The sequence below is a fragment of the Thioalkalivibrio sp. ALJ7 genome (assembly GCF_000376865.1).
Classification (GTDB): Bacteria; Pseudomonadota; Gammaproteobacteria; order Ectothiorhodospirales; family Ectothiorhodospiraceae; genus Thioalkalivibrio.
This window is the reverse complement of record NZ_AQXQ01000012.1, coordinates 167,452-185,991: the sequence shown is the minus strand read 5'-3', so window position 1 is coordinate 185,991 and position 18,540 is coordinate 167,452. Positions and strand designations below refer to the sequence as shown.

General features: G+C 64.2%; 14 protein-coding genes. 9 read left to right on the top strand and 5 right to left on the bottom strand.

The features are described from left to right. Positions 1–106: 106 nt before the first annotated feature. From D002_RS0109515 to dsrE2, 5 genes are all read left to right on the top strand, one after another. Complete coding sequence (locus D002_RS0109515) at positions 107–751, top strand: ParA family protein (protein ID WP_018141689.1); 645 nt, start codon at positions 107–109, stop codon at positions 749–751. A 51-nt stretch (positions 752–802) separates the two neighbouring features. Then, entirely contained in the window at positions 803–1,390 is a 588-nt protein-coding gene (locus tag D002_RS0109510; protein WP_018141688.1) for a DUF302 domain-containing protein, read from the top strand. Positions 1,391–1,435: 45 nt separating this feature from the next. Next, complete coding sequence (locus D002_RS0109505; protein ID WP_018141687.1) at positions 1,436–1,957, top strand: hypothetical protein; 522 nt, start codon at positions 1,436–1,438, stop codon at positions 1,955–1,957. A 28-nt stretch (positions 1,958–1,985) separates the two neighbouring features. Next, positions 1,986–3,551: a dynamin family protein gene (locus D002_RS0109500; protein ID WP_018141686.1), complete on the top strand. Its 1,566-nt coding sequence runs from the start codon at positions 1,986–1,988 to the stop codon at positions 3,549–3,551. A 329-nt stretch (positions 3,552–3,880) separates the two neighbouring features. Further along, positions 3,881–4,351: a sulfur carrier protein DsrE2 gene (dsrE2, locus tag D002_RS0109490; protein WP_018141684.1), complete on the top strand. Its 471-nt coding sequence runs from the start codon at positions 3,881–3,883 to the stop codon at positions 4,349–4,351. A gap of 389 nt (positions 4,352–4,740) precedes the next feature. Here dsrE2 and D002_RS0109485 read toward each other — a convergent pair whose 3' ends face one another. From D002_RS0109485 to hisI, 5 genes are all read right to left on the bottom strand, one after another. Beyond that, positions 4,741–6,543, bottom strand: coding sequence for a long-chain fatty acid--CoA ligase (locus tag D002_RS0109485; protein ID WP_018141683.1), 1,803 nt, complete (start codon positions 6,541–6,543; stop codon positions 4,741–4,743). Between the two features lie 229 nt (positions 6,544–6,772). Next, positions 6,773–7,960, bottom strand: coding sequence for a nickel/cobalt transporter (locus D002_RS0109480; RefSeq protein WP_038055467.1), 1,188 nt, complete (start codon positions 7,958–7,960; stop codon positions 6,773–6,775). Positions 7,961–8,029: 69 nt separating this feature from the next. After that, the gene (locus D002_RS0109475) at positions 8,030–8,677 is read right to left on the bottom strand and encodes a DUF1007 family protein (protein WP_026181641.1); all 648 of its coding nucleotides are present in this window, start codon (positions 8,675–8,677) and stop codon (positions 8,030–8,032) included. Between the two features lie 5 nt (positions 8,678–8,682). Continuing rightward, positions 8,683–10,092, bottom strand: coding sequence for a cysteine--tRNA ligase (gene cysS, locus D002_RS0109470; RefSeq protein ID WP_018141680.1), 1,410 nt, complete (start codon positions 10,090–10,092; stop codon positions 8,683–8,685). Continuing rightward, the gene (gene hisI / locus D002_RS0109465; RefSeq protein ID WP_018141679.1) at positions 10,089–10,529 is read right to left on the bottom strand and encodes a phosphoribosyl-AMP cyclohydrolase; all 441 of its coding nucleotides are present in this window, start codon (positions 10,527–10,529) and stop codon (positions 10,089–10,091) included. The genes cysS and hisI overlap by 4 nt, the downstream gene beginning before the upstream one ends. Before the next feature lie 252 nt (positions 10,530–10,781). On the opposite strand from hisI, the gene D002_RS0109460 reads away from it, so the two are divergent. The 4 genes from D002_RS0109460 (at position 10,782) to D002_RS0109445 (ending at position 18,535) form a co-directional block, all read left to right on the top strand. Next, on the top strand, positions 10,782–12,869 hold the full coding sequence (locus D002_RS0109460) for a PAS domain S-box protein (protein WP_026181640.1): 2,088 nt from the start codon (positions 10,782–10,784) through the stop codon (positions 12,867–12,869). Further along, a complete protein-coding gene (locus D002_RS0109455; protein ID WP_018141677.1) occupies positions 12,866–13,300 on the top strand; it encodes a response regulator in 435 nt (144 codons plus the stop codon). Before D002_RS0109460 ends, D002_RS0109455 begins: the two co-directional genes overlap by 4 nt. Positions 13,301–13,327: 27 nt before the next feature. Then, positions 13,328–17,239 carry an EAL domain-containing protein gene (locus D002_RS0109450; RefSeq protein ID WP_018141676.1) on the top strand — a complete coding sequence of 1,304 codons (3,912 nt, stop codon included), beginning with the start codon at positions 13,328–13,330 and terminating at the stop codon, positions 17,237–17,239. A 315-nt stretch (positions 17,240–17,554) separates the two neighbouring features. After that, positions 17,555–18,535: a M14 family metallopeptidase gene (locus tag D002_RS0109445; RefSeq protein WP_018141675.1), complete on the top strand. Its 981-nt coding sequence runs from the start codon at positions 17,555–17,557 to the stop codon at positions 18,533–18,535. Positions 18,536–18,540 lie beyond the last annotated feature (5 nt).

Sequence of the window (18,540 nt, the reverse complement as noted above, 5' to 3'; positions counted from 1 at the left end):
TGTAACTGGCCTGCCCGTTTTTCGGGCAGGCCCTTTTTACTGAAAGTGCTGACCAATGGATGGCTTATGAGTCCATTGGTCAGCACTCTCCCCGCAAGGAGCCGACATGCAGACCGTTGTAGCCAACCTGAAGGGCGGTACGGGCAAAAGTACAGTCGCCTTCAATCTGGCCTTATGGTTGCTGGAGGGGCGCCGTCGTGCGTTGACGGTGGATCTGGATCCGCAGGCCACCCTGAGCGATGTGTTGGCGGTGCGTCGGGAGGAAGGCTATCAGCCGGCGCTGGACGGCGTGGCCGACCTTGAAGCTGCGCGTGCGGGACAGGGCGACTATGACGAGTTGCTGATCGACGTCGGTGCGTCGGACATGGAGTCGCTACTGGAGGCCGTGAAAGGATCGGATCGGGTCCTGATTCCGGTGCCGCCCAGCCAGGCGGATGTCTGGTCCACGTATCGATTTGTGCAGCGTATTCAGAAGGCGCGAGGGTCCCGCAAGAAGCCGGAGATTCTGGTGTTCATCAACCGAGCGGATACCCACCAGGCCGTGCGCGAAACGGACGAGACCTGGGAGGCCCTGCAACAGATCGATGGAGTGCGTCTGCTGAAGCCGCGGCTGAAGCAGCGCATGGCCTTCCGCCGATCCTTTAGCGAGGGACTTTCGGTGCACGAACTGGAGCCGCGGGGCAAGGCGGCCTCGGAGCTGGATGCACTAGCGGCAGCCGTATTTGGGCGGCGCCGCCGGAAAAAACAATAGCCCATCGGTGTCCCGGCAACGACCGGGCCAGATGGGCAGGAGGGGTTTTCAATGCGCTTTATACGCAACGCACTGGTGGTGATTGGGCTGGTTTCGCTGATTGCTGTTGGGTACGCCATCTTCGCTTTTGAGCCGTATCTCAGTCAGGCGCGCTCGCTGGATTCCCAGGCGCCCAAGGTGTACGCGCAGATTGCGCGCACGGTGCTGGAGACGGGAGATGCCGCCGAGGCGATGGTCTACAAGCGCCAGGTGGATGAAGGCCTGAGTGTCGAGGAGGTCGAGGATGTCCTGCGTCTTGTGGCCAACGAGCTGAATATCCGCAACGTGGGCGAGTTGCCCATGGGCGAAGAGGTGCGCAGCGTCACGGGCGAGGATTTTCCGTTCCTCAAGATCTACATGTTCTGCGATGTCGCCATTGCTGCGCAGATGGTAGGCCACAGTCCGGCGATGGCCGCCTACCTGCCGTGCCGCATCGTTTTGCAGGAGGATGCCGACGGCAACCTGTGGCTGATGACCCTGGATCTGGACCCGATGATCCATGGAGGGCGCCCGCTGCCCGAGGAGTTGCACGAGCAGGCGGTGTTTGTGAAGGAATCACTGGAGGAGATTATTGATCGCGCCGCCGTTGGCGCCTTCTGATGGGGGTCTCGATACTGGTTTTCATGCATCTACAAAGGGCGTTCAATGAGTGACGAGAGTCGTGAAGAGTTTGAAAAGGTCCGAAGCGAGGCCGACAAGGCGGATGCCCGGTCCCACCGCTTGGAATTGATCGTTTACACCGCCCTGATCGCTTTCATTGTGTTGGCGATCTACGGCTTCTGGTTGATCACCAGCTTGACTCGGGATGTAGGACAGCTCACTCAGGAAATCACCCAGATGACCAAGGTGATGGATCGCGATATGTCGATTATCGCAGGCCACATGGCCTCGATGGATCAGCAGATGACGGACATCAACAACACTATGCGTGTGATGAACGAGGAGGTGGCCGTGATCGCCGGGAACACCCAGTCAATGGATTCCAATATCGGCTCGATGACACGCGATACCCGCGTCATGGCCGGTTCAATCACGGGTATGCAACAGGACATGTGGAGCCTGAATCGCAATGTCGGCGGTCCCATGGGTATGATGAACATGTTCAATCCATTCTCTGATCAGAGCGGTCCGGTCCGGGGTTCGCCGGGGCCGTATTACCCGCGCTGATCACGCCTTTCGTCCGACGGAGTCCCGCATGTTCAATCGACCTGGCCCCCGCGTGCGCAAGCAGCTCAAGCTGCTGAGTGATCGCCTTGCCGAAGAAAATCCGGTCCTGAAAGGGGTTGTAGATCCCTTCCGCGACCTAGATCGGGTTGGCTATGCCGCGGGTCTACTGGACCCGACCGAGGATTCGTTCGCCTTTACCATCTCCTGGTGGCCAATGATCGCCACCCTGGGCACATTCTCGGCGGGCAAGTCCACCTTCATTAACGAGTACGTCGGCACTACGGTGCAACGCAGTGGCTCTCAGGCGGTAGACGACAAATTCACCGTGATCAGCTACGGCGGCAGCGAACACGTGCAGGAACTGCCGGGGCTGGCCCTGGACGGCGACCCGCGGTTCCCGTTCTATCGTGTCTCCGACGAGATCGAGCGCATCACCGATGGTGGCGGCCGCACGGTGGACCACTTCCTGGCGATGAAGACCGCGCGCTCCGAGCGTCTGCGCGGGCGCATCCTGATCGATTCCCCGGGGTTCGACGCGGACGAACAGCGCACGACCATCCTGCAGCTGACCGATCACATCATCGATCTGTCCGACCTGGTGCTGGTGTTCTTTGACGCCCGCCACCCGGAGCCGGGCGCGATGCGCGACACGCTGGAGCATCTGGTCAATCGCGTTGCCGAACGCAACGATTTCACCAAACTGGTGTTCATCCTCAATCAGATCGATACCACCTGGCGCGAGGACAACCTGGAAGAGGTGGTCTCCGCCTGGCAGCGCGCGGTCGTGCGTCAGGGCAATGCCACCGGGCGTTTCTACTGCCTGTACAACGAGAGTGCGGCGGTGGAGATCGGTGACCCGCAGGTGCGCGAACGCTACGAGGAAAAATCCCGGCGCGACCGCCAGGAGATCCATGCCAAGATCCAGGAGATCAGCTCCTCGCGTTCCTACCGCATTCTGGGCTCGCTGCAAGCCATCGCCGAATCCATCGAGATGGACGCGTTGCCAGCGTTGAAGAAGGCGCTGGACCAATGGCGCCGCCGCGTGGTGCAGTTCGACGCCGGAATGTTTGCCGTGGTGGCGGTTATCCTGGGCCTGGTCGCGTACCAGTCCACCGGGAGCCTCGCTCCCTGGGCGGATGGCAGCGTCTGGCAGGCGATGGGCGAACGCCCGCTGATGACTACCTTCGGCCTGGTGGTGTTGGCGATCGTGCTGGGCGGGATTCACTTCTTTAACCGCCGCTGGATCGCGCGACGCATCGCGCGGACCCTGCCCACGGAGACCGCGGCCGGTAACTGGCGAGCGGCCTTCGAGAAGAACACGCGCCCCTGGCGTCCGATGCTGGGCCGTGCCCCGCTGGGGCTGGGGCGGCGCATGATCAGTCGTCTGCATCAGCTGCGCGACCGGGCCGAGTCCTACATCCAGCGCCTCAACAACCAGTTCGTCGATGCCAGCCCGGTTTCGCGCCAGGGCGGGCGGGCCTCGGCCACCGATGTCTATCACCCGCCGGAGCCGGAAGCCACGGCCCCGGATTCGACGCGAGGCACGGATGCGCCTCGCGATTACGCCGAGCCGGAGGCGCCGGAGAAGCGCTAGCCGCCCCGCACGATTGATTCCCCCAAACCCGAGCACAACAGGGGGGCGGCTATATTAGCCGTAGATGTTGTGCAGGAGGAGCACGATGACCATACTGGCGTGGCTCATGTTTGCGTTGGCCATGATTCTGGTCCCGATTTCGGTTTGGGCCAGCATGGCGGCGCTGGGGGTGTGTGCTGGTTGTGCACTGATCCGAGACTGGCGCAGGGGGCGTCAGGCATCGGGGCAGTAGGCTGGCGGATAACCCACGGGCTTTCACTAATACGAGACGGGCCGCGCAGGGGGCTGTGGCAGGTCCGAATCCTTTACCACTGGAGGAGAGAGTAGAAATGAGTGATCAGAAGAAGATGGCCATCATTGCCACTAAAGGCAGCCTGGACTGGGGGTATCCCCCGTTTATCCTGGCGTCCACGGCCGCCGCCCTGGGCTACGACTGCGAGGTGTTCTTTACCTTTTACGGCCTGCAGCTGCTGCGCAAGAAGCTGGACTTGCAGGTCACCTCGCTGGGTAACCCGGGCATGCCGATGCCGATGCCCATGCCAGTGATGCTGCAGGCCCTGCCGGGCATGCAGAAGATGATGACCGTGATGATGAAGAAGAAGATGGCGGCGAAGGGCGTCTCTGACCTGAGCGAACTGCGTGAGCTGTGCCTGGAGGCGGAGGTGCGCATGGTTGCCTGCCAGATGACGGTGGACCTGTTCGACATGGACACCAGCGAATTCATCGACGGCGTGGAATATGCCGGGGCGGCCGCGTTCTTCGAGTTCGCCGGCGAGTCCGATATCTGCCTGTTCATCTGAACCGGCCGCGCGCCTGGCGCGCCCTCAAGGCCTCGCAGCCCCGCGCTGCGGGGCCTTTTTCGTTTGTGGGGCTCGTCCGGCGAGATGAAGGGCCTTTTTCACCACGAAGCACACGAAGGCGCGAAGAAGGGCCAGGGCGATTGAACCACAGAAGACACGGAGTGCACTGAGAACGCTGCAGTTGTTCGGGTGTTCATGGCACGTTGATCACAGCGAACCGAATCGCGGCGGGTTCGCCCCATAGGATGGACGCGCTTGGATGCGATCATCGGCGTACTGCACGCCCAAGAAGGGTTTTCTCTGTGCCCTCTGTGTCCTCCGTGGTAGAAACGCTTTTGACCTTGACCTTCTTCGTGCCTTCGTGTGCTTCGTGGTGAATCACCCAGGGCTCAGTCGTGGCCGGCGTACATGGCCTCGATGGCGTTGGCGTAGTGCTGGGCGATGACCGGGCGTTTCAGTTTCATCGTCGGAGTCAGCATGCCGTTGTCGACCGACCAGGGTTCGTGCACGACGTGCACGTGGCGGATCTTGGCGTAGCCCGGGAAGTCGCGCAGCTGGTATTGAATGCGCTGGAGCAGGGCACGCTCGGCGGCGCGTGGTAGACGCCCGGCGGTGCTCGGGTCCAGACCCTGGTCCTCGGCGAAGGTCGCCCAGGCCTCGGGCTCCGGCACGACCAGGGCGGTGAGGAAGGAGTGGCCATCACCGACCACCATGACCTGATCGAACAGGGCATCCAGGGCGATGGCCATCTCCATGTCCGCCGGTGGGACCTTCTCGCCATTGGTCAGCACGAGGATATCCTTCAGGCGGCCTGTAATGAAAATGTGGCCATCATCATCAATTTGGGCTTGATCGCCGCTATGAAGCCAACGATCTTCGTCGATCGTGCTCGAAGTGGCCTCCTCGTTCTTCCAGTAGCCGAGCATGACGCAGCTGGAGCGGGTGAGGAGTTCGTCCATCTCGCCAATCTTGACCTCGATCCCGGGCAGCGTCTTGCCGATGGAGGCCGGCAGGTTGTCGTCTGGGGTGTTCACGCTGACCACGGGACTGGATTCGGTCATGCCGTAGCCGTGCAGCACGGGCAGGCCGAGCCCGATGAAGAAGCGCGCGATTGGGGGTGGTAGCGGCGCCCCGCCGCAGACGGCAAAGCGTAGCTTGCCGCCGAGGCGGTCCAGCACCTTTTTGGCCACGATGCGCTCCAGCAGCGGCCATAGCAGGAAGCCGAGGGACCAGGACGCGCGCCCCTGTTGGTACTCGAATCGGCGCCAGCCAATGCCCACGGTGGCCTTGAACAGGCCGCGGCCGATCGCGGATTTCTGTTTTAGCCCGGCCTGAATGCGGCCGTGCACGCGTTCGTAGATACGTGGAACCGAGATGAGCACGGTGGGCTGCACCGACATCAGGTCTTCGCCCAGCCCCTGGATGGAGCGGGCGAACGCGACCTCGGCGCCGATCAGCATGGGCATGTAGTAGCCGGCGGTGCGCTCCAGCATATGCGACAGCGGAAGGAAGGACAGGAAGCGGTCAGCATCCGACAGAGGGCCGGCGGTGGCGCAGGCGCAGGCATTGTCGAGGATGTTGCGGTGCGACAGCATCACGCCCTTGGGGCGCCCGGTCGTGCCAGAGGTGAACACAATGGTCGCCAGGCCATCCGGATCGAGGTCCGGGTGCTGTACGCGCTCCGGTTCGCCTCGTTCCAGCCAGGTCTCGATGCTCATGACCCGCTCGCCTTCCGGCTCGCCCTCGGTGTCGCCCAGGCAGACGATCCGCTTGAGCGACGGCATATTCCCGAAATGCTCGGAGAGGCGGCGGCTGTGTGCGCTCTCGCCCAACAGAAGCAGGCGTGCCTGGGTCTGACCAATGATGTAGGCCACATTGTCGGGCCGGTCGTCGGTGTACAGCGGTACGGTGACCAGGCCCAGCTCGGTCGCGGCCTGATCAAACGCCACCCATTCGCGGGAATTGCCGAGCATCATCGCCACACGTTCCCCAGGCTTGAAGCCCTCGTGGGCCAATGCGGCCTGCCACCGATCCACCATCGTGGCCATCTCGTTCCAGGTGGTCTGCTTCCAGGTCTCGTCGGTGGCGTCGAAATGACGATAGGCCGGTGCATCCGGGCTCATGGATACGCGGGTGCGGAACAGAGTCGGCAGGGTCGGTGCTTGGTCCGGGGTGATGGTGGTGGACGACATGAAGGCCTCGTGCGCTGGGAGCGATTGTCGGGGGTAGCGCTGCTCTGCCGGGCGCTCGAGATGAAGCGCCGTTCGCAAAACCTTTCCTGGGGACGTTAGTGGACGCCCGCGCCTGGGGCAAGCCCCGGGCCATTCGGCCGGTACGGAGACACGGATTCAATCGCACGTCCGAGCTCGAGTCGGTCTTGCGTGCGATTGAATTCGTGTCTCCCTAGCTGAGAGATCACACCTAGCGCACCCCTAGAGGATGGGCGACGGGCTGGTAGGCGATTGCGCCGAGGACCAGACTGAGCCCGATCAGGGCGATCACGCCGCCTCCGGTCAGGCCCAGAGCGGGGCCGATAAAGGTCAGGCGACCCATGTGGGAGGGGCCCAGCCAGCGGCGCGTCCAGTCGCGTGCGGAAACGGCGAGGGTTGCCAGCACCGAGACCGTCGCCGCCGTGCCGAGTGACATCGCCAGTACGGCAGCGACGCCGGCCCAGGCGAGCCCAAGGGCGGTCGAGACGGCCATGATCAGCACCGCGCCGGAGCAGGGCCGAATGCCCACCGCCAGCACGGTGGCCCACCAGGTACCTCGGTGGTTCGGATCTACGTGATGCGGGGTACCACAGCCGCAGTGCTCGTCCTGTGCATGTTCATGCCCGTGCCCGTGCCCGTGCCCGTGGTCATGGTCATGGTCATGGTCATGGTCATGGTCATGGTCATGGTCATGGTCATGGTCATGGTCATGGTCATGACCATGGTCGCGGGCGTGCGCGTCGGCGACGGCCTGCCGGTGTGCGCGATGCAGCCGCCAGGCGTGCCGCAGGGCGCGCACCATCAGCCACAACCCCAGCAGTGCGACGAGCGCAAAGCTGGCGATCTCCAGGGTTCGCACCTGGCCCAGGGTGTCGCGCGCAAGCCAGCCGAACAGGCCGATCAGCACGCCGACCAGGACGATAGCGGTCACGCCCTGGGCCAGTGCGGAGACGGTGGACAGCAGGATGCCGCGGCGCAGGTTCTGGGGCTGGGTCAGCAGGTAGGCACTGATGACTGCCTTGCCGTGGCCGGGCCCGGCCGCATGGAAGACGCCGTAGAGCAGGCTGACCAGAATCAGGGCGCCAGCGGTCTGTTTTGTAGGCCCATCGCGCAGGGCATGCAGACCCTCGGTCAGGCCGCGATGCAGTTGGCGCTGGGTTTGCAGCATCCAGCCGGTCAGGCGCTCCAGGGCGCCGGGCGGTTCAGCCAGCGGGGCGGGTGCCCTGGTGGCGGTGGGCGAGCCAAGGTCATCGCGCTCGGCCGAGGATTCTGTGGGGGCTCCCAGCGGGTGGCTGCCCTCGGCCTGCAAGGGGCCCGCACCAACGACCATAAGGAGCAGCCACAGCAACCCCTGAAGGTTCGGGCGGGAAGGGTGTTGAGACAGGCGGCCTGTGCGCATAGCGTTATAATATAACACTTGAGTCGCGGTGTGGTGTGCGCGGTGTCCGGTTGTGGAGTTGCGCCGTGATCAATCGCATTCCAGCTTGGCCGTCTCCGCGAAGTGACGTCCAAGGTTGTCGACCGGACTGCGGTCCTGACGTTCCAGGGTGGCGGCGTAGCGAATCAGTTGCGGATCCGGGCGCGCCTCGGTGATGGCCACCTTGCAGCCGGTCTGGTTCTCGACGAATACGATATCGTCGGGGTCGTGCAGGATCTCGATCCAGTATTCGGGGTCGAAAACCCGGTAGTTGAAGGGGTCGCCGGCCGCGATGCCCAGTTCGTCCAACGGCAGTTCAAAGCGCAGATGCAGCCGTTGGTCTTCCAGCGTCAGGCGGGCGTTGCGGGCCTGCGGGACCTCCAGCTGCTGACCGTCTCCACGCAGTTCGGTGAAGTAGTCGTAGGCGGCCAGATTCTCCAGCATCCGTTCGGCTGCGTGCTCCAATGCCGTGTCGATTCCGGTGCCTCCATCCAGCTCATGCGTCAGATCCTCCAGCAGCATGTGGCTGTAGGTTGGATCAATGAGCCAGGCCTGTTCCATCCGCTCAAGCTCGCCGTCGTCGCTGAAGATCAGCCCTACGCGCAGGTCGATCCAGGCGTGTGGGTGGGCAAGCGCACCCGCCGGAATGAGCAGGCCAGCCAGCAGAAGGAGACGCATGAGCGAGGGACGGAGTCGCATGGCCTTCAGGTGGCGCGCTGCCAGCGGGTGCCGTCGGGGGTGTCCTCAAGCTCGATACCGCGCGCGATCAGTTCGTCTCGGATCGCATCGGCGCTGGCGAAATCACGATTCTTGCGGGCGGCCTGGCGCGCGGCGATGCGTTCTTCCACCCAGGCGTCCAGGTCGCCATCGTCCGTCGCACCCTGGAACCAGGTCGCCGGGTCTTGTTGCAGCAGGCCCAGCAGGGCAGCGCCGGCCAGGAGTTCACCCTTGCGGCGGGCGCGCTCGGCGTCGCTGTCGGCCTTTGCCAGGGCGTCACTCATCCGGTGCAATGCGGTGATCGCCGCCGGGGTGTTGAGATCGTCCAGCAAGGCCGTGAATACCGGCGTCTCGGCGGCTACGACCGGCTCGGGTTCAATTGCCGCCGCGTCGCGCAGTGCACGATAGAGCCCGTTCAGGCTGTTTCGGGACTGCGTCAGGGTCTCGTCCGAGAAATTCAGCGGTGCGCGGTAGTGGCGCGACAGCAGCGCTAGACGCAGGACCTCGCCGGGATAGTGCTGCAGCAGATCGTGCAAGAGCTGGAAGTTGCCCAGCGACTTGGACATCTTCTCGCCGTCGATGGTCAGGTGACCGTTGTGCATCCAGTAGCGTGCGTAATGGGTGCCGTGTTCGTGGCAGCCCTCGGCCGCGCAGCCCTGGGCGATCTCATTTTCGTGATGTGGAAACACCAGATCGTGGCCGCCGCCGTGGAGGTCAATCATCGGCCCCAGGTGGCTGCGGATCATGGCGGTGCATTCCAGGTGCCAGCCGGGGCGGCCGTGGCCCCAGGGGCTGTCCCAGCCGGGCTCGTCCGCCGTGGCGGGCTTCCACAGCACGAAGTCGCCGGGATGGCGCTTGTAGTCGGCGACATCGACGCGCGCGCCGGCCTGCATGTCGGCCAGCGAGCGTCCGGACAAGGCGCCATAGTCGGGATAGGAAGTCACATCGAACAACACGTGTCCGTCGGCCGCATAGGCGTGGCCGCGTTCGATCAGCCGTTCGATCAGCTCGATCATCGGCTGGATATGCTCGGTCGCGCGCGGTTCAATGGTGGGCTCCAGTGTGCCCAGGGCCGCGATGTCTTCGTGGAAGGCCTGGGTGAAGCGCTCGGTCAGAACGCTGATTGCCTCGCCATTGTCAGCGGCCGCCTTGTTGATCTTGTCATCCACGTCCGTGATGTTGCGGGCATAGATCACGTGTTCCGGGCCGTAGAGCTCGCGCAGCACCCGAAACAGCACGTCGAATACCACGACCGGGCGGCCGTTACCGATATGCACCCGGTTGTACACGGTGGGGCCGCAGACGTAGACCGTGACGCGTTTGGGGTCCTGCGGGACGAAGGGTTCGTCGCGCCCGCCCAGGGTGTTGTGCAGGGTGAGTGTGGGCGTCTCGCTCATTGCCCGTGATCCTTGCCGTAAAGAGTCTCGGGGTCGATCTCGGGATCGCTGGTGACGACGACGGTATCGCGCTCCACTTGCAGGTAAAAGCAGCTACGCCGTCCCGTATGGCAGGCCGGGCCGGTCTGATCGACCTTCAGTAGCAAGGTGTCGCCATCGCAGTCGATGTGAAGCGAATGCAGCCGCTGGACCTGTCCGGATTGTTCGCCCTTGCGCCACAGCGCCTGGCGTGAGCGCGAGTAGTAGCAGACCTGGCCGGTCGCCAGGGTCTCGTCCAGGGCCTCACGATTCATCCACGCCAGCATCAGCACCTCGCCGGTGTCGTGCTGCTGGGCAATTGCCGGGATCAGGCCGGCATCGTTGAGTTTTAGGCGCGTCAGGACCTCGCGGGCCGGGTGGCGCTCGCCAAGGGGGTCGCTTTCGAGTTGCTTGAACATGGCCGAAATTCGCTTGCGGTGGCGGCGCAGAATAGCATCTCCGGGCCCCACGCCGAAGCCTGGCCGCGCGTGCAAACCGTGGCGGCGGGCGACGCGGTTGCGCTGGCGCTCCGAGTGGTCAATGCTCAGGATGGGGCGTTTAGCGCTGCGCGCGCGACCGCGCCCCTCCGCGACGGCCGGGGAGGCGGAATGGCGCGAGGCAACACGGAAGGCAGGCGGGCGAGTGCAGGACGCACCGCGGCGACCATCGCGATCATCTACCTGGTGTTCGGCCTGGTATGGATCGCGTTGTCCGACCGCGCCTTGCTTTGGATGGTCGACGACGTCGTACTGCTGGCCCAGATGCAGACGCTCAAGGGCTGGGCCTATGTGGCGGTGACCGCGATAGGCCTCTTTCTTCTGGTGTACTACCCGCTAAGGGCTCGGGATCGCGCGTCCCGCGAGGCGTGCCGGCTGACCGGTATTGTCGAGCGCTCTCCCGTGGTGGCCGTCGAATGGGCCGCCACCCGGGGCTGGCCGGTCACGTACGTCTCGCCGAACATCGCCCGTTGGGGACTCGATCGCAGTTCCCTGTTGCGGGGCGATTTGAACTACGCCGATTTGATCCATCCCGATGACATCGAGCGTATCGTCGGCGAGGTGGCCGCGCATATTGACCGTGGCCCGGATCGCTATACCCAGGTTTATCGGCTGCGACGCGGCCATGGCGACTGGATCTGGCTGGAAGACCGCACCTGGCTGACTCGAGACGACCAGGGGCAGGTGATTCGAATCCACGGCTTGTTGCTGGACGTCACCGAACGCCTGCGGGCCGAACAGGATCTGCGTGACTCCGAGACGCGGTTCCGGGCCATTTTCGACAATGTGCAGGAGGCGATCCTCCTGCAAGACCTCGATACCGAGGCGCTGATCGAGGTCAACGCCGCCGCCGAGCAGATGTACGGATACAGCCGTAGCGAGCTGCTGGATTGCAACGTGGACGATCTGAGCGCCGACCAGACCGGCTTCGATGTCCAGCGCCAGAAGGCGCTGATGGAGCGTGCTCGGCGCGGCGAACAGCTGGTGTTCGAGTGGCGCGCGCGCCACCGTGATGGCCACGGCTTCTGGGTGGAGGCCAATCTGAAGGCGACCGAGATTGCCGGGGAAAGACTGCTGCTGGTGACCCTGCGCAATATCGAGGCGCGCAAGCAGGCCGAGACGGCCCTGGCACGGCAGGTGGATCGCCTGAGCCAGGCGGAGCGCCACGCCGGGCTGGGCAGCTGGGAATTCATCCTGGAGACCCGCGAGATGTGGTGGTCCGACCGTCTGTACGGGCTGCTGGGCCAGGAGGCCCACTATGGCACCCCTACGCTGGAGGCCTTCGCGCGCGACTTCTTCGACCTGGATTCGGAAGACGGGGCGAGCTTTTCCACCGCGATGGAGGCCTTGCTAGCGGGCGCCGAGCTGGGTCCCAGGCGGTTGCTTCTGCGCGCTCTGCCGGTAGTACGCGAGGGCGCCTGGTTTAGCCTCACCATCGAGGCGCCGGTCGAGCGTGCCGACGGGGTGCACTATGTCCAGGGTACGGTGCTGGAGGTCAGCGAGCTCAAGCGCAACGAGATGGAGCTGCGCAATCTGAACGCGACCCTGGAGCAACGGGTAGCCGAGCGCACTGCCTCCCTGCAGGCCTTGAACCAGGAGCTGGAATCCTTCTCCTATGCGGTATCGCATGACCTGAAGGCGCCCTTGCGCGGGATTGAGGGCTACAGCCAGTTGTTGGAGGCTGACTATGCCGACCAGCTGGAAGGCGAAGGCAAGGCCTTCATCCGCAACATCCGCAACGGTGTGGCGCAGATGCACGAGCTGATCTCGGATCTGCTGGCCTATTCGCGTATGGAACGTCGGCCCCTGGAGGAGCGTGAGGTTGGTGTGCGTGCGCTGGTGGAGGAGGTGCTGGCGTCGATGGATTCGGGATTGCGTAAGCGGGCTGAGGTGAAGCTGGAAATCGATCCGGATCTGCGTTTCGTCAGCGATCCTGATGGGCTGGCGCTGATCCTGCGCAATCTCCTGGAAAATGGCCTTAAATTCAGTGCCGAACGTGATCCACCCAAAGTAACGGTGCAGGCGGAATCCCGCAGTGCTACGCTCGGTATCTCGGTACGGGACAATGGGATTGGCTTTGACATGGCGTTTCAGGATCGCATCTTCGATATCTTCCAGCGCCTGAACCGCGCCGAGGCCTATCCCGGTACTGGGGTTGGGCTCGCGCTAGTGCGGCGCGCGGTCCATCGTCTGGGTGGCGAGATTCGCGCGGAAAGCGAGCCCGGGGAGGGCGCCACGTTCCATATCGAGTTCCCGCGATGAGCCCCGCCACGCGCCAGCCTTCGATCCTGGTGGTGGAGGACAACCCGGTTGATATCGACCTGATGCGGCGCGCCTTCGAGCGGCGCAACCTCACCAATCCTCTGGAAGTTGCGCGCGACGGTGTGGAAGCCCTGGCGTTCCTCGAGCGCTGGGAGCAGGGCGAACTGGCGCCGCCGGCGGTGATCCTGTTGGACATCAAGCTGCCCAAGGTGGACGGGCTGGAGGTGCTGCGCCGTATCCGTGAACACGAGCGCTTCCGCCGCATCCCGGTGGTGATGCTGACCTCCTCCAACGAAGACCGTGACATCGCCACCGCGTACGACTCCGGCGCCAATTCCTACATCGTCAAGCCGGTCGATTTTGCGAAGTTCCTGGAGGTGGCTGAACAGGTCGAGCTCTACTGGTGCCTGCTCAATCAGGCGCCGAGTTAGCCCCTCCGCTACAACGTACGAGACCGCATGCGAATCCTGCTTGTAGAAGACAGCCTGGCGGACGCCGACCTGCAACGCCGGGTCCTCGAGCGTCAGGTGCCCGAGGCCGAGGTTGTCGTGTCCCGCACCCTGGGCGATGCACGCGCGACGCTTACGGCCGAGAAGCCGTTCGATTGCATGGTGGTGGACCTGCGCCTTCCGGACGGCAGCGGGCTTGATTTGCTCGGCGAACTGCGAGCCGCGGAGCGGGGAGAGGCGGTGCTGGTGCTGACCGGCCATGGTGAGCAGGAGACCGTGGTGGCGGCGTTCCGGGCCGGGGCCGACGACTATTTGACCAAGGCGGATGACTACCTGGAACGCTTGCCGCAACGGGTGGTGGATGCCTGTGCTCGCCGCGAGCTGCGTCTGACCGCAGGGCGCGAGCCCCTAAGGGTGCTCTATGCCGAGCACAACGAATTTGATATCGGCCTCACGCGGCGTGAGCTCGCGCGAATGGCCCCGCAGATTCATCTGGTGCCCGTACGCACGGCCGAGGAGGCGCTTGCGGCACTACCCGAGAACGCCACGGACGAGCTGGAGTTCGACCTGCTGCTGGTGGATTACCGTCTGCCCGGCATTGATGGCCTGGAGCTGGCGCGCCTCGTACGCGAGGAACGCGGGCTGGACCTGCCCACCATCCTGATCACCGGCCAGGGGACCGAGGACCTCGCGGTCCGGGCGCTGCGCATGGGGGTTGAGGACTACGCGATCAAGGCCGAAGGCTACCTGAAGACGCTGCCCACATTGCTGGACCAGGTCTATGCCCGTGCCGGTTTGCGCCGGGAGCGGGCGGCATTGGCGGAGTCCGAACGGCGCTATCGCCAGGTGATCGAGCGCGCAGGCGACATTGTCTTCGAGATCGACGCGGCGGGTTGTTGGCAGTTCCTGAACCCGGCCTGGACAGCCATTACGGGCTTCTCGGTAGACGTGGCGCTTGGCGAGGAGATGTTGGCCTTCATGCCCCTGGAGGACCGCGCGGCGGCGGCCCGTCTCCTGGTACAAGCGGCGGAGTCCGATGATGGTGCGCTGATGCAGGAGATCCGTCTGCGGACGGCGGATGGCTCGCTTTGTTGGCTGGAACTGCGCGGCCACGTGCACCTGGACCCCGCCGGGAACCCCACGGGCCTTTCCGGAAGCCTGGTGGACGTGACCCGGCGCGTGTTGGGGCAGCGGGTGCAGGAAGTGCGCGCAGATGTTCTGGCGCGTCTGGCGACGGGTGAGCGCGATCCCCGGCTATTGGAGGATGTGGTCAAGGGGCTTGAAGCGCTGGCGCCTGACCTGTATGGCTGCGTGATGCTGCTGGATGCGGACAGTCAGGAGCTCCACAGTGTCACGGCGTCGCGCATTCCCGATCCGTTGCGCAGTGCGACGCGCCGTCTTCGGGCGGACCAGGGCATGGGTTCGTGTGGCGAGGCCGCATGGAGCGGTACGCCGATGATTGTCGAGGACTGCGCCAGTCACCCGAACTGGGCAGGGTTCTGTGACCTGGCGAATAGAGCCGGTTTTCAGGCTTGCTGGTCATTTCCATTTCGTGACGCGGACGGTGGAGTCCTGGGAACCCTGGGCATCTATCTGAAGACCGCACGCGGGCCGAATCCGGGCGAACAGGTTCTGATTGACGAGTTCACCCAGATTGCCGGACTGGCAGCGCAGAAGCTGCGGACCGCACAGGCCCTGGGCGAACGCGAGCGGGCGCTGCGCACCGCGGCCGAGCTGACGGTGGAACTGCTGCGCGAGGACAATCCCGCCAGCGTAATCCATCGCCTGCTGGCGGAGCTGGGCCACGAGACGCGAGCCGACCGCGCCTATGTGCTGGTCGTGGAACTCGATCATGCCGCCCGCGAGGCGCTGGATATCCACCGCTATTACTGGGTGCGCGCGGATGCGGATCAGGCGATTCGGCCACCCCCCTTGCGCAACCTGAGCCTGGAATCGGTGCTGCCACGCTGGCATACGATCCTGCAGGGTGGGGGCGCGGTGGATGGGCTGACCCGCGAGCTGCCGGATGCCGAGCGTGAGATCCTGGAGGCCTCGCAGAGCCAGGCGGTCCTGCTGGTCCCCCTGTACGTCGAGGGGGAGTACCGTGGCTTTCTGGCACTGGACCGGGTTCTGCGGGCACAGCGCTGGACGGCCGCCGATCAAAGCCTTGCCCGCATTGTGGCGTCCAGCCTTGGGGCGGCTCTGGAACGACGTCAGGCTTTGTTGGGGCTGCGGCGCATGGCGGCGGTGTTCGAGAGTACCCGCGATGGCGTAGTCATTACGGACCTGACGCCGCGGATTGTTGCAGTCAATCCGGCCTTCGAGGAGATCACCGGCTACGCCGAGAGTGAGGCAATCGGTCGCAACCCCAGCTTCCTGCAATCTGGCCGCCACGACGCGGCCTTTTTCCAGCGCATGTGGGAGGCGTTGCAACGCGATGGACACTGGCAGGGCGAGATCTGGAATCGTCGCCGCAACGGGGAAGTGGGTCCGCAGTGGTTGAGTCTGAGTACGGTGCAGGACGAGCAGGGTCATGCGCTGCACTACGCCGGGGTGCTCACGGACATGTCCGCACTACGGCGTTCGGAGGAAGAGCTCCAGTACCTGGCGCAGCACGATGCCCTGACCGACTTGCCCAATCGTAGCCAGCTTCAAACCATGCTGGGCCAGGCGTTGGAGCGTGCACACATGCACGGGTACCGCGTCGCGGTGCTCAACCTGGACCTGGACCGGTTCAAGAACGTCAACGATTCGATGGGACACCCGGTGGGCGACCAGGTCCTGGTGGATGTCGCGCGTCGCTTGCGCGAGGCCGTGGGGCAGGCTCATGCCCTTGGGCGCCTGGGCGGCGACGAGTTCCTGGTGGTGGCGGAAAACCCGGCCAGTGATGACGCGGTTGCCCAGTGTGCTGACGATCTTTTGGCGAGTCTGGAAAAACCACTCGTCTTGGAGGATGGGCGTTCGGTCTACCTGAACGGCAGTATCGGCATCAGCTTGTTCCCGGATCATGGCGATACCGCCACCGCACTGATCCAGCACGCAGACACCGCCATGTATAAGGCCAAGGCCTCGGGCCGCCAGACCTGGAGTCTCTATACCCAGGCCCTGACGCGCGCGGCGGACGAACGTCTGGAGCTGGAAAACCGGCTGCGTCACGCCCTGGAGGCGAACAGCGGGGAGCTGCGACTGCATTTTCAGCCCCAGGTGAATTTGGTGGGTAGTCGGCCGTTCGGGATGGAGGCGTTGCTGCGCTGGCAGCCGGAAAACGGCGAGATGATTCCGCCCGACCGCTTCATCCCGGTTGCCGAAGATACCGGGCTGATCGTGGCGTTGGGTGAATGGGTACTGCGAGAGGCCTGTGATGCGGGGCGGCGGCTATTGGATCGTGGGGCTGGCAATTTCAGTATGGCGGTCAACCTCTCCCCGGTCCAGCTCCAGCGAGGTGATTTCGCGAGTCGGGTGGCCGAGATTCTTTCCCTGACCGACTTCCCGGCGGCTCAACTGGAGCTGGAGATCACCGAGACCGCGATCATGCAGCAGGGCGAACAAGGGGTGGCGCGACTGACGGCGTTGAAAGAGCTGGGGGTTCGGCTGGCCATCGATGACTTTGGTACCGGCTATTCCTCACTGGCGGCCCTGCGCACCTATCCCCTGGATGTGTTGAAGATTGACCGCAGTTTTGTCGACGGCGTGACCAACGATAACGCCGATCGCGAGATCGTGGCGACCATCATTGCGATGGGCCGCAACCTGAATATGCAGGTCATCGCGGAAGGGGTGGAGACGGCGGAACAGAGCGCCTTCCTGCTGGAGCGTGGCTGTGCCCTTGGCCAGGGTTACTACTTCAGCCGCCCGCTGGAGTATGCGGCGCTGGAAGCCTGGATGGGCGAGCACATGGACCTTTCCTCCGCGAAGCGCTGATTCAAGGTCTAGGGCTTTGTGCACCACGAAGCTCACGAAGGCACGAAGAAGGGCCAGTGCAAGGGCTAGGTCAAGAACGGGTTACAGGAAGGTAAGGAACTCGGGAAGGTTTTGGGAGCGGCGATGGGTGGCTTTCCCGGCTGCTGTGAGTTCAACGAAGATTTTGATGCTGTCTCACAATCCGGCCGATTGAGTGGAACCTCTCAGGACGACGTCGGCCACATGTACCGTGGACCGTGAAGCCCGATTTGGCATGGCTTTCGTGGGGTGGCTCGAGTAGCCTTTCTTCCGCCATTGACTGTCTGGAGTTGCCCGATGCCCGACCCGGCTCATCCCACCGCGATGCGTTCCATTACCTTCCACGGCCTGGAGCCGGGGCCGCGTCTGGTTGTGCTGGGGGCGGTGCACGGCAACGAGACCTGCGGGACCCAGGCAACCGAGCGCCTGAACGAGGAGCTGGAATCGGGTGAACGTCGTCTGCTGCGCGGGCAGCTGACGCTGGTTCCACGCACCAACCCGCTGGCCTATCGGCTCGGTCAGCGTATGGGCGAGCGCAATCTGAACCGCAACCTGCGCGTGACGGACGACCCGCAAGATTTTGAGGACCGCATCGCCAATGTTCTGTGCCCGCTGTTGGCGGCGCATGACGTGTTGCTGGATCTGCACTCGTTCCACACTGGTGGGCAGCCGTTCATTATGCTCGGCCCGCGCAATAACGCGGGCGAGCTGGAGGGCTTTGCGCACGCGCGCGAGGAAGAGGCGTTGGCTGCGTGTTTGGGGCCGCAGCGCATGGTCGAGGGGTGGTTGGACAGCTATGCTCGCGGTGTCGCGCGGCGGATGAAGAACCCGAATGCCAGTCAGCGGGCGCAGATGCTCTCCACCGACCCCAGTTACGGTATCGGCACGACCGAGTACATGCGCTCGCAGGGCGGCTATGGCGTGACGCTGGAGTGCGGTCAGCATGACGACCCCGGCGCGCCGATGGTGGCCTACAACGCGATCCTCAATACGCTGGCCCACCTGGGGATGCTGGACGCCCCGGCCACACCAGGCCAGGCGAACCCGGAGGTGCTGCGTCTGGTCGAGGTGGTCGATCGGGATCATCCGGACGACCGTTTCGCGCGGGAGTGGAAGAGCTTTGATCCGCTGGAGGCGGGCGACCTGATCGGTATCCGGGCCGATGGTGCCGAGGTGCGCGCCCCGGAGCCCGGGTTCATCGTGTTCCCCAACCCCAATTCGTTGCCGGGCAACGAGTGGTTCTATCGCGCCGAGTTCAGCGATCGCCAGGTCGTCTGATCCGG

Excerpts from the sequence above, each read along its gene's own strand:
- dsrE2 (WP_018141684.1), top strand. The coding sequence starts at position 3,881 with ATGAGTGATCAGAAGAAGATGGCCATCATTGCCACTAAAGGCAGCCTG.
- D002_RS0109510 (WP_018141688.1), top strand. The coding sequence starts at position 803 with ATGCGCTTTATACGCAACGCACTGGTGGTGATTGGGCTGGTTTCGCTG.
- D002_RS0109480 (WP_038055467.1), bottom strand. The coding sequence starts at position 7,960 with ATGCGCACAGGCCGCCTGTCTCAACACCCTTCCCGCCCGAACCTTCAG.
- D002_RS0109485 (WP_018141683.1), bottom strand. The coding sequence starts at position 6,543 with ATGTCGTCCACCACCATCACCCCGGACCAAGCACCGACCCTGCCGACT.
- D002_RS0109515 (WP_018141689.1), top strand. The coding sequence starts at position 107 with ATGCAGACCGTTGTAGCCAACCTGAAGGGCGGTACGGGCAAAAGTACA.
- cysS (WP_018141680.1), bottom strand. The coding sequence starts at position 10,092 with ATGAGCGAGACGCCCACACTCACCCTGCACAACACCCTGGGCGGGCGC.
- D002_RS0109455 (WP_018141677.1), top strand. The coding sequence starts at position 12,866 with ATGAGCCCCGCCACGCGCCAGCCTTCGATCCTGGTGGTGGAGGACAAC.
- D002_RS0109505 (WP_018141687.1), top strand. The coding sequence starts at position 1,436 with ATGAGTGACGAGAGTCGTGAAGAGTTTGAAAAGGTCCGAAGCGAGGCC.
- D002_RS0109445 (WP_018141675.1), top strand. The coding sequence starts at position 17,555 with ATGCCCGACCCGGCTCATCCCACCGCGATGCGTTCCATTACCTTCCAC.
- D002_RS0109500 (WP_018141686.1), top strand. The coding sequence starts at position 1,986 with ATGTTCAATCGACCTGGCCCCCGCGTGCGCAAGCAGCTCAAGCTGCTG.
- D002_RS0109450 (WP_018141676.1), top strand. The coding sequence starts at position 13,328 with ATGCGAATCCTGCTTGTAGAAGACAGCCTGGCGGACGCCGACCTGCAA.
- D002_RS0109475 (WP_026181641.1), bottom strand. The coding sequence starts at position 8,677 with ATGCGACTCCGTCCCTCGCTCATGCGTCTCCTTCTGCTGGCTGGCCTG.
- hisI (WP_018141679.1), bottom strand. The coding sequence starts at position 10,529 with ATGTTCAAGCAACTCGAAAGCGACCCCCTTGGCGAGCGCCACCCGGCC.